The sequence below is a fragment of the Ahrensia marina genome (genome assembly GCF_001293565.1).
Taxonomy (GTDB): domain Bacteria; phylum Pseudomonadota; class Alphaproteobacteria; order Rhizobiales; family Rhizobiaceae; genus Ahrensia; species Ahrensia marina.
Map to the genome: position 1 here is coordinate 177161 of NZ_JXMU01000010.1, position 10907 is coordinate 188067.

10 protein-coding genes are annotated in these 10907 nt (G+C 48.7%); 5 read left to right on the forward strand and 5 right to left on the reverse strand.

Features of this window, described 5'->3' with window-relative positions:
* Positions 1-13 precede the first annotated feature (13 nt).
* On the reverse strand, positions 14-637 hold the full coding sequence (locus SU32_RS08315) for a cation efflux transmembrane domain-containing protein (RefSeq protein ID WP_053998875.1): 624 nt from the start codon (positions 635-637) through the stop codon (positions 14-16).
* A gap of 75 nt (positions 638-712) precedes the next feature.
* On the opposite strand from SU32_RS08315, the gene SU32_RS08320 reads away from it, so the two are divergent.
* Both SU32_RS08320 and yghU read left to right on the forward strand, forming a co-directional pair.
* Positions 713-1126, forward strand: a complete 414-nt coding sequence (locus tag SU32_RS08320) for a MerR family transcriptional regulator (RefSeq protein ID WP_053998876.1) — start codon at positions 713-715, stop codon at positions 1124-1126.
* A 70-nt stretch (positions 1127-1196) separates the two neighbouring features.
* The gene (gene yghU / locus SU32_RS08325) at positions 1197-2069 is read left to right on the forward strand and encodes a glutathione-dependent disulfide-bond oxidoreductase (protein ID WP_053998877.1); all 873 of its coding nucleotides are present in this window, start codon (positions 1197-1199) and stop codon (positions 2067-2069) included.
* 79 nt (positions 2070-2148) lie between these two features.
* Here the strand turns inward: yghU and SU32_RS08330 are convergent, their stop codons facing one another.
* The 4 genes from SU32_RS08330 to SU32_RS08345 form a co-directional block, all read right to left on the reverse strand.
* Positions 2149-2400 carry a hypothetical protein gene (locus SU32_RS08330; protein ID WP_053998878.1) on the reverse strand — a complete coding sequence of 84 codons (252 nt, stop codon included), beginning with the start codon at positions 2398-2400 and terminating at the stop codon, positions 2149-2151.
* Positions 2401-2582: 182 nt separating this feature from the next.
* The gene (locus SU32_RS08335; RefSeq protein WP_211097713.1) at positions 2583-2999 is read right to left on the reverse strand and encodes a c-type cytochrome; all 417 of its coding nucleotides are present in this window, start codon (positions 2997-2999) and stop codon (positions 2583-2585) included.
* A gap of 131 nt (positions 3000-3130) precedes the next feature.
* Positions 3131-3790, reverse strand: coding sequence for a TVP38/TMEM64 family protein (locus SU32_RS17085; RefSeq protein WP_144421077.1), 660 nt, complete (start codon positions 3788-3790; stop codon positions 3131-3133).
* A 4-nt stretch (positions 3791-3794) separates the two neighbouring features.
* The gene (locus SU32_RS08345) at positions 3795-4526 is read right to left on the reverse strand and encodes an SDR family oxidoreductase (RefSeq protein WP_053998879.1); all 732 of its coding nucleotides are present in this window, start codon (positions 4524-4526) and stop codon (positions 3795-3797) included.
* A gap of 89 nt (positions 4527-4615) precedes the next feature.
* On the opposite strand from SU32_RS08345, the gene SU32_RS08350 reads away from it, so the two are divergent.
* The 3 genes from SU32_RS08350 (at position 4616) to SU32_RS08360 (ending at position 10788) form a co-directional block, all read left to right on the forward strand.
* On the forward strand, positions 4616-5161 hold the full coding sequence (locus SU32_RS08350) for a Crp/Fnr family transcriptional regulator (protein ID WP_053998880.1): 546 nt from the start codon (positions 4616-4618) through the stop codon (positions 5159-5161).
* A gap of 662 nt (positions 5162-5823) precedes the next feature.
* Positions 5824-9600 carry a vitamin B12-dependent ribonucleotide reductase gene (locus SU32_RS08355; protein ID WP_053998881.1) on the forward strand — a complete coding sequence of 1259 codons (3777 nt, stop codon included), beginning with the start codon at positions 5824-5826 and terminating at the stop codon, positions 9598-9600.
* 120 nt (positions 9601-9720) lie between these two features.
* Positions 9721-10788, forward strand: coding sequence for a hypothetical protein (locus tag SU32_RS08360; protein ID WP_144421078.1), 1068 nt, complete (start codon positions 9721-9723; stop codon positions 10786-10788).
* The last annotated feature ends 119 nt before the right edge of the window (positions 10789-10907 follow it).

Sequence of the window (10907 nt, forward strand, 5' to 3'; positions counted from 1 at the left end):
GGTCAATACCACCTCAGGCGTTCTGCTGTTTGCGCTCCTGCAAGGCTTGCGTCAAAATCTGCCAGGCAGAACTCAAGAACAGACCGGCCATCATTACCGCGACAATAAGGTCGGGCCAGCGGCTGCCCAAAAGCCAAACTGCGAGCGCAGCAAGCATAACCGCCACATTACCAATCGCATCATTGCGTGAGCAGAGCCAGACAGAACGCACATTGGCATCACCGTCTTTGAAATTTACCAGCAGAAAAACACTCGCAAGATTGGCCGCAAGCGCCATGAAGCCAATGCCGCCCATGAGTTCGGCCACTGGTAGCGTATCGGTCCAAAATGCGTAGACAGTGGAGCTGAACACCCACAAGCCCATTAAAAATAGGCTCACACCTTTGAGCATTGCCGCCCTTGACCGCGCCGTGATGCTCATGCCGATCACATATAAGGACAAGCCATATGTCGTTGCATCGCCCAGAAAGTCCAGCGCATCGGCCTGCAACGCCTTCGAATCGGCAAACGCACCGCCGAAAATCTCAACAATAAACATTCCCGCATTCAGGAAAATGACCATCCAGAGCCGGCGCTTGTAAGCGTCCGACATTCCATCAAATGTGCTTTGATCGTGACAGTGGTTGCAGCCAGGCATTTTAGTCTCCATTGAATCTGATGCCTGAATATGTAATTGCTCTAGTCACTAGAGGTTCAAGTGGTATTTTGAAAAATGTTTTCTATCGGCCAATTATCATCGCAGGCACAGGTAAAAGTCCCGACAATCCGTTATTACGAGGACATCGGGCTTATCGATCCGCCTCACCGCTCCGAAGGCAATCAACGCCGCTACGAGCCGGATGCGTTAAGCAGGCTGACCTTTATCCGCCATGCGCGTGATTTGGGCCTTTCCATTGATGCGATCAAGGATTTGATTGTTCTGAACGCCAATCCTGACATGCCTTGCAAGGAGGCGCATGTGATTGCCAACCAGCATCTGAAAGATCTTCAGCGAAAAATCACACAGCTACAGCAATTAAGTGTGGAGCTGACACGCATTACGCAAAACTGTAACAGCGACACTGTAGGTCATTGCAAGGTGTTAGAGGCGTTGGGCGATCACAGCAGTTGTAAAACCGATCACTAAATCGTGCATTGGTTGAATTGCCTTTGGCTGCACTTACATACGGCAGCAACAATAATTCAACGAGGCTTTCATGTCAGACGCAAATGAATACACCCCGCCCAAAGTATGGAAATGGGAACCGGGCAATGGCGGCCAGTTCGCTAATATTAACCGTCCCATATCCGGCAGCACACATGAAAAAGAGCTGCCGGTGGGCAAACATCCTCTCCAGCTTTATTCGCTGGCCACACCAAATGGCGTGAAAGTTACCATCATGCTTGAAGAGCTCTTGGCAGCTGGTCACAGTCAGGCCGAATATGATGCCTATCTGATCAACATTCAGGAAGGTGATCAATTTGGCTCAGGATTCGTGGCTGTAAACCCGAATTCTAAGATTCCAGCCTTGATGGACCATTCCACAGACACGCCGACGCGTGTTTTTGAATCAGGCGCCATCCTGCTTTATCTGGCCGAAAAATTCGGCGCGTTTTTGCCGAGCGAACCGGCCAAGCGCACAGAGGCGTTGAACTGGCTCTTCTGGCTACAAGGTTCAGCTCCTTATCTCGGCGGTGGCTTCGGTCATTTTTACGCATATGCGCCTGAAAAGTTCGAATATGCAATCGACCGCTTTACCATGGAAGCAAAGCGCCAGCTTGATGTGCTGGACAAGCAGCTTGAGCACAATACCTATATTGCCGGCGAAGAATATACGATTGCCGATATGGCAATCTGGCCGTGGTACGGCGCTGTTGTTGAAGGTACCATTTATGGTGATGCGGCAACATTCCTTGAGGCTTCGGGATATAAGAATCTGGTGCGCTGGTCGAAGCTGATTGCAAGCCGCGAAGCGGTTAAGCGCGGTAAAATGGTCAACCGCAAATGGGGCGAATTAGACACCCAATTGCATGAACGCCACGATGCCAGTGATTTTGAGAACAAAACACAGGACAAACTGGAGTCGTAAGACGAAGAACTATTCAAATTGAAACGGCCGGAGTGCTTTCACGCGCTTCGGCCGTTTTATTATCTTCGAACGCTGATATTTAAAGCGTTGCACCCAGATTGTCCTCTGGACCTTTAGAATCAACGCCAAGATCTTTCAGCGCGAGTGTGATGTCATGCAGCCGGTCATTCAGGCCGTCATCTTGCGCCATGGGGCTCTCGGTCGCCGCTCTTTGAATTGCCCGTTCATCTTCGTGCATTTTCTTCAATTTGGTGATCTTGTCTGCATTTGCGAGCTTTTGATCATCCACAATTTGCTGAACATCGGGGTCGGTAATCTTATCTTCTGGCATGTTCAACTCCTTTAGTAAGTAATTTCCAGATGCTGGAAAACTTGAGCAGCATCCAGCTTGTACATCACAACGTTTTGAACGGCTGAGAGTTCAATTTTGAGTGTCACAAAGTGTTACGCCAGCAAAAAAACGCATTCTATATTCAATGATTGCAATGGAAGCCATGGCCTGCGCTTATAAAACTAATTGATACCGTTCGCGCGCTGCAAGGCACGAACATAGGCGATTATCGTCTGGATTTCACCTTCGCTTACATCCTCCACCGGCGGCATGTTTCCAAATGGCCAATGATGTTGGCGAACGCCGTTTTGTGCCGCAAGAACAAAAGCTTGATCGCCATGATGTGATGGCTCGTAAATGAAGTGGACCAAAGGCGGCGCAATACCGTCTTGTCCTGCCGCATTTGTGCCATGGCATGAGGCACAATTCTCATTAAATGCCATCTCACCCGCCATTTGTTCAGACGACAGTTGTGGGACTTTGACCTCAGCCAATGCGGCGCCTGTCATATGTTTTTGCCCGCTAGGCTTCAATGCAACATAAGCAACAATGCCCGCCGCGACGCTGGCAAATGCAAGATAAAGGACTTTCCGGTACATGGAATCACTCGCTTTTATTTACCATTACCTTGCAGCTTCCCCCTGCAGGAAGGTCAAGCAGGAAGTTGGCAATCGCCCTTCTCTCGCAAGAACACCGAATAACACCTCATTTTCTGCAATGATGAAAAAGATCAGCCTTTAATGCGCCGCCGCGTTCTGCGATGCAACAGATACCAGCCAAGCCACAGAAAGACATAAAGTGCGAGTGCAGCATAAATCGCCGGCTGCGGGCTTTCTGGAGAACTGATCGAACCTGCATAAGAAGCAATAAGAACATATGGCAGCGTTCCGAGCGTGAAAAAACCGATATAATGTAAAAAACGCATCCTCGTTGCGCCCGCCATACATGCGGTAACTTCCGGTACAATCGGAGCGGCACGCGACAGGATAATCATTGCCGGTCCATTTCTATGGAACGTTTCCGCCATTTCCCGCCGTTCATGAATATCGCGAACCAGAAATGAAACCGCGCGGTCTCCCCAAATACGGCTTATAAGATAGCCAGAGCACGCTGCTAGAGACATGCCTACAAATGCGGTCGCCGCACCGGCATAAAATCCCAGAAAGAAACCAGCCAGAATTGTAATAGTGAGTGTGGGCACGGCAACGAAGAGATCCAGAAAGAGGAGTAATATTACCGTTCCGGCAAGCCATAACGGATCTACATACCCGGCCGCCTCCAGCCAGAATTTAACATTCTCGACAGTCAGAATTCCGAAAATACGTCCTAGAATAAAAGTCATAGCAAAGACGGTGCCCAGGATCAGCATAACTTTAACAAGTTGTCTCATGATGCTAGCCCGCCTTCATAATTTTTTGTGCCAAGCTGGGCGACAGTCGGTTAATGAGGCGAAGAGCTTTTACCTTCCCGATATAGATGTTGGATTTTGAGGAACTTATCCCGCGAATGATTTCAGCGGCCACCTCGTCGGCCGTCAGCTTGTTCTTGCCGCGCCCTCTCGTCATGGCGGTATCGACCAAAGGAAGAAAAACCTGCTTTACTTTTATGTTGGTGCTTTCAAGCTGGTATCCGAGTGACTGAGATAAGATGTTGAGTGCACCTTTTGTGGCGCAGTAAATTGCCGAGTCTGTTTTCGGCACCAGTCCCAGCCCGGAATTGATGTTGAGTATGATTGCCGGGTTTGATTGCATCAAACCAGGCATTAAAAGGTAGATCAGCGTGCACACCGACGTAAAATTGATGTCAATTTCCCGTCTGATCGATTCATACTGAAAATCGTCATCAAGAAAATGCGGTGTATACTGAACAGCAGCATTGTTGATCAGTACGTCAATTTTCTTTTCGCTTTTGACCAAAAGGTCAGCTGCTTTTTCAACCGCGCCCAAATCGGCCAAATCCGCTTCATAGATATTGACGCGTTCAAAAGCGCGCTTCAATTCTTCAAGGCCGTCCGAAGGGCGAGAAATAACAGAAACATCATTGTTATCATATAGTTGGCGCATGAGCGCCAAACCAATGCCTGATGTCCCGCCTGTTATTACGACATGTTTGCCGACAATATTCATAAATTATTCCTGACATGGCTGGTTCATTTCCTGATGTCGTGCAAACTAGCTGCGCATTTTGGTTCCGGAATTAACCCAAGTTAAAAGTCATGAAATTAGGTGAATTTATCGCGCGCAATGGCACGCCGCTGGTGCGGGAAGCAGGAGAACATGTTTTTCGGCAAGGAGATCAGAACCAGTCACTTTACTTTGTCAAAGACGGCTTGCTGAAAGCCTATTACCTTTCAACTGATGGCAAAGAGAACATCAAATCATTCATTTCAAAGGGTTACAGCATCACAAGCCTTATGGCCAGCCATGCGGGAAAACCGAGCACATTCAGTCTGGTTTGTCTAAAACCATGCGAACTGACCGTCTTGCCGTTCAGCGCTTTGCATGAAGCCAGCCGCACCAACGCCGATATCGCGGCATCAATTGTGGATTTCCTGTTGAACTTCGCGATGAAAAAAGAAGCGCGTGAATACGAATTATTGTGCCTTTCGCCGGAAGAACGCTACAAAAAACTATTGGAAGAGACACCCCAAATCGTAAATCTGGTGACGCAGAACGAGATCGCACGTTATCTCGGCATTACTCCTGTCGGGTTAAGCCGGATAAAAAAACGTATCATTACCACCGCCACACAAAATTCTTAGAGTCGGCAATTAGTGGTGACCATTATGCCCGTAAACAGTCTTGGCGGGGCATGAAAACCGCGCATCTGCTCACTTCTTTGACCCGCAACCCCATTTTTCACTTTTCCCCGTTATTCATTTGTGCACAGGCCAGATAAGGTTAACACCCATACCATATGTAGTGTTTTTGTATTTTACTAAATCTAGTGCTTGACGGTCGCGGGCGAGTCGCGCTTTATGACAATCATGTGATGGAAGTCACTTCGCCGGATGGGGTAAGTTTACCGGGGAAATTTTCAAAATTTGAGTGGATTACTGGTCGAAAGCTAAGCGCTATCGTGCGCTATAAACACGGCTTTTGGTCAGGATTGGTGCGGCCTATCAGTGCCAAAAATAGACAGCGTAAATCTTTTGTTAATACTACATTTGGTATTTACAGAAGCTGAAGCAACAATATAGAGTGTTTGAACCGAAACATTTGCAACGCATATTTTTTGGAACAAACCATAACAATTTCGGGTTTTGCGGATGCTCGTCGCTGGCATGCGCATTAATCTTGGGGGATCAGCGGCAAGGCAGCACTGTGTCAGGCAATCAGTGAATGTACGGGCGGTAGACAGACGCGGCAAAAGCCGACTGTGGACAATACCATATATAGTTTTAGGCACTAAAGGGACAGACAAATGCGCATTGAACGGAAGTTCACCAAAGAAGGTCAATCAGCATATGCGGAAGTCGAATTTCGCAAGGCAACAAGTGAAATCAAAAATCCGGACGGTTCTATTGTTTTCCGTCTGGCCGATATTGATGTGCCGCAGCAATTCAGCCAGGTTGCCGCTGATATTCTGGCACAAAAATATTTCCGCAAAGCCGGCGTCCCTGCCCGCCTGAAAAAAGTTGAAGAAAATTCTGTCCCTTCATTTCTTTGGCGTTCTGTTGCGGATGAAAAAGCGCTTGAAAAATTGCCTGAAGAAGAGCGTTACACCTCTGAGACGGATGCCCGTCAGGTGTTTACACGTTTGGCCGGCACATGGACCTATTGGGGCTGGAAAGGCGGATATTTCGATTCAGAAGCCGATGCGCAGGCTTTCATGGACGAACTGTCTTATATGCTCTGCACACAGCGTGTGGCGCCGAATTCGCCGCAATGGTTCAACACCGGCCTGCATTGGGCTTACGGCATTGACGGTCCAGGTCAGGGGCATTTCTATGTCGACCCGTTCACCAATAAGCTGACAAAATCCAAATCATCTTACGAGCACCCGCAGCCGCACGCCTGTTTCATTCAGTCTGTGCAGGATGATCTGGTAAACGAAGGCGGCATTATGGACCTTTGGGTCCGTGAGGCGCGTCTGTTCAAATATGGTTCCGGTACAGGCTCCAACTTCTCTTATATCCGCGGTGAAAACGAACCGCTTTCCGGCGGCGGCAAGTCTTCCGGCCTGATGAGTTTCCTAAAAATCGGCGACCGTGCAGCGGGCGCGATCAAATCCGGCGGCACAACACGCCGCGCGGCCAAAATGGTTGTTGTCGACATCGACCATCCGGATATCGAAGCTTACATCGACTGGAAAGTGAACGAGGAGCAAAAGGTTGCCGCGCTCGTTACCGGCTCTAAAGTTGTCTCAAAACATCTTTCGCTCATCATGAAGGCATGTCTGAACTGTCAGGCTGACAATGACGACTGCTTTGACCCGAACAAGAACCCTGCCCTGAAACGTGAAGTTAAAGCGGCGAAAAAAGCTTTGGTTCCAGAGAATTACGTCCATCGGGTGATTCAATTTGCGAAGCAGGGTTACACCGACCTTCAGTTCAAAACATATGACACCGACTGGGATTCAGAAGCCTATCTGACTGTTGCGGGCCAGAACTCCAACAACTCGGTCTCCATTCAGGACGGCTTCCTGCGTGCGGTTGAAGAAGACGCCGCGTGGGAACTGACTGCCCGCCGCGACGGCTCTGTTGTCAAAACGCTCAAAGCCCGCGATCTATGGGACAAAATCGGCTATGCGGCATGGGCCTCTGCCGATCCGGGCCTACATTACAACACAACCATGAATGACTGGCACACCTGCCCGTCCGCCGGCCCGATCCGCGCGTCGAACCCGTGTTCGGAATATATGTTCCTTGATGATACGGCCTGTAACCTTGCCTCTATCAACCTGCTCCAGTTCAAGGATGCGGACACAAAGAATATCAATATCGCCCAATACGAGCACACCGTGCGCCTGTGGACGATCGTGCTTGAAATCTCCGTGATGATGGCGCAGTTCCCGTCAAAAGAGATTGCCGAACTGTCCTACAAATACCGCACGCTCGGCCTTGGCTATGCCAATATCGGCGGCTTGCTGATGTCATCGGGTATTCCTTATGACTCAAAAGAAGGCCGCGCGATCTGCGGCGCGCTGACCGCGATCATGACCGGTGTGTCCTATGCGACATCGGCGGAAATGGCCGGTGAGCTTGGACCTTTCCCGGGTTACAAGCCGAACGCCAAGAACATGGCGCGCGTGATGCGTAATCACCGCCTTGCCGCCTATGGCAAAACCGAAGGCTATGAAGAACTGGCTGTAAACCCTGTCCCGCTCGTGCATGATGAATGTCCGGATGCGGACCTGCCGAAAGCCGCAATGCGTGCATGGGACCGCGCGATCGAGCTTGGCGAGAAGAACGGCTACCGCAACGCGCAAGCCACTGTTATTGCGCCGACAGGCACAATCGGTCTGGTGATGGACTGCGACACGACCGGTATTGAGCCGGACTTCGCACTGGTCAAATTCAAGAAGCTGGCCGGTGGCGGTTACTTCAAAATCATCAACCGCGCTGTTCCAGCCGCCTTGCGCACGCTTGAATATACAGAGGCGCAGATTGCGGAAATCGAAGCCTATGCGGTTGGCCATGGCAATATGAACCAGGCACCGGCGATCAATCCGGGCAGCTTGAAAGCCAAAGGCTTTACGGACGAGAAGATCGAGGCGATCAACGCGGCGCTAAAATCGGCTTTTGATATCAAATTCGTGTTCAACAAATGGACCGTTGGTGAAGACTTTGCCAAGGAAACGCTCGGCTTTTCCGATGAGCAGCTCGATGATTTCTCGTTCGACATGCTGTCAGCCATGGGCTTTTCGAAGAAAGACATTGAAGCGGCCAACATCCACATTTGCGGCGCGATGACGCTGGAAGGTGCCCCGCACCTGAAAGAAGAGCACTATGCGGTGTTTGACTGTGCCAATCCGTGCGGCAAAATCGGCAAGCGTTATCTGTCCGTGGAAAGCCACATCCGCATGATGGCGGCGGCCCAGCCGTTCATCTCCGGCGCGATTTCCAAAACAATCAACATGCCGAATTCGGCCACTGTTGAAGATTGTAAGGATGCCTACCTTCTGTCATGGAAACTGGCGCTTAAAGCCAATGCGCTTTACCGCGACGGCTCCAAACTGTCACAGCCGCTCAATGCCTCGCTTATCGAGGATGAGGAGGACGATGATGCGGTTGAAGAACTGATCGAAGCACCGGCAGCGGCCCGCGCCGTTCAGGTGACCGAGAAAATCGTCGAGCGTATCGTCGAGAAAATCTCGCGCGATCAGGAAAAGCTGCCGTCACGCCGCAAGGGGTACACGCAGAAAGCCAAGATTGGCGGACACACTGTGTTCCTGCGTACCGGCGAATATGATGACGGCCGTCTCGGCGAAATCTTCCTTGATATGAACAAGGAAGGCTCGACACTGCGCGCGCTGATCAACAATTTCGCGATCTCCGTTTCGCTTGGCCTGCAATATGGTGTGCCACTGGAAGAATATGTGGATGCGTTCGTATTCACCAAATTCGAACCTGCCGGCATGGTTCAGGGCAATGACGCAATCAAGAACGCCACATCGATCCTCGATTATGTGTTCCGCGAACTGGCCGTGTCTTACCTTGGCCGCCACGATCTGTCCCATGTCGACCAGTCTGCCTTCGAGCAGACAACGCTCGGCAAAGGCATCGAAAGCGGCAAGGCCGATGCTGTTTCATCAGGCCTGACACGCGGTCACAAACTGTCTGTGGTTTCCGGCAAGAAATCATCCGGTGACGCACCGGCGGGCAGCAGCGCAAAAGGCGTGACCGCTATCGCCAGCACGGCAAAGAGCAACACGTCGCTGGCCACTGCGCCGGTGCTGGAATTGCAGGAGGAAGCCTCTGCTTTCAAACGCGATTACGAAGACCGCAACGCGGATTTTCAGGCCGAAGTGCATGATGAGGTGATTGAAAAAGCGTCCCACGACGAGGTCGCCAAAGCCAATGCGGAAGCAAAGGCGGAGGCCGCCGAAGCCAAGAAGCTGGAAAACACCCGCCGCGCCAAATCCATCATGCAGGGCTATACGGGCGACATGTGCTCGGAATGCTCCAACTTCACGATGGTCCGCAACGGTACGTGCCTTAAATGCGATACATGTGGCTCAACGAGCGGTTGTTCTTAATAGGTTAGCAAAAACATTCACAGCCCGGGGAGAAACCTCGGGCTGAAGCGTATAAAAGAACAAAGAGGGTACGAATTGAAGCCAGTTATTGTCTACTTGGACACTTCGGATTTTGTTGAATTGTCAAAAACCACATCAGAATCTGTGGAATTTAAAAACGAACTAATAAATCTCCGAAACAGCGGAAAAGCAATCTTTGGTTATTCCTACTGGCATATAATGGAATTGATACGCAATGGAGATGATATTGCACGAGAAAACAGAATTCAGAGAGCTAAAACTGTAGATGAAATTTGTGGGAGAAACTGCTTCCCCTACCCAAGTGATCGTGAATGTGGTTTCCATTTTCCCAATAACGGCATTTGGATGCCGAGAATAGCCACTCAAACTTTAAGTGCAGAAAATATTCTTAAAAGCATAAAAGAAAGCTTACTTGAAAAAGAAGGAATTAGTCGCAAAAATCGCAGAAGCTTATCAAACACTAAAAATCTGAAAACTCTATTTTCAGAATCTAAATCAAAAGAAAGCATATTTTCTGAACTACAAGACAATTTACCAATCTCTGACGAGATAACTAAGAACCAGTTTATAGAGAGGTTTTTAGCTGGCAGCATAAGTCCCAGAGCACTAAACAAAGAACTGCAAAGATGGATTACAGATCCAGTATACTTTTTCGATTTTTGGTACGTATTCTCAAACAAAAATAATCATCTAGAGGAAATGGTAGAAGGGCCATTTACAAAGCTGAAATTAGCCATTGATGAACTCATAATAAAAAAGAAACAACATAACGAAGCTGTTTCGAAATATAAAAAAGCCTACCGTGAATTTAAGAAAACCCATTTTGCTAGTGGTCGGAAAAATACGCCTGATTTAAATGGCAAAGTTTCAAAACATCAGGGAATAAATCAATTTGAATTTAGCGAGTATGATTTTAATAAGCATCTCAAAGGCATCAATTATATAAATTGCTACATCAAGGCTTTAATTGATGAAAAAATTATACCAAACGATTCAGATTTTGGTGATTTAATGCATCTCTACCAACATGATCAAGTTGACCTGATACGTATTGATAAGAGGATGCATAATATTTTCAGCGAATGTAAATACATTGCTACGAACAAATTAGTGAAAAGAAGAACCGACTTACTGGCAAAAATTACAGAGGCCCATAGTAATAAATAAAACAACTATTTTTTCTAAATCGCTCTATTTGAAAGACTGTCAGACGAACCTTCAAACTAAAAGCCCCCTCTCTTATGAATTCTAAGGCTTGCTACGCAATTCCAAGAATTCATTTTCTC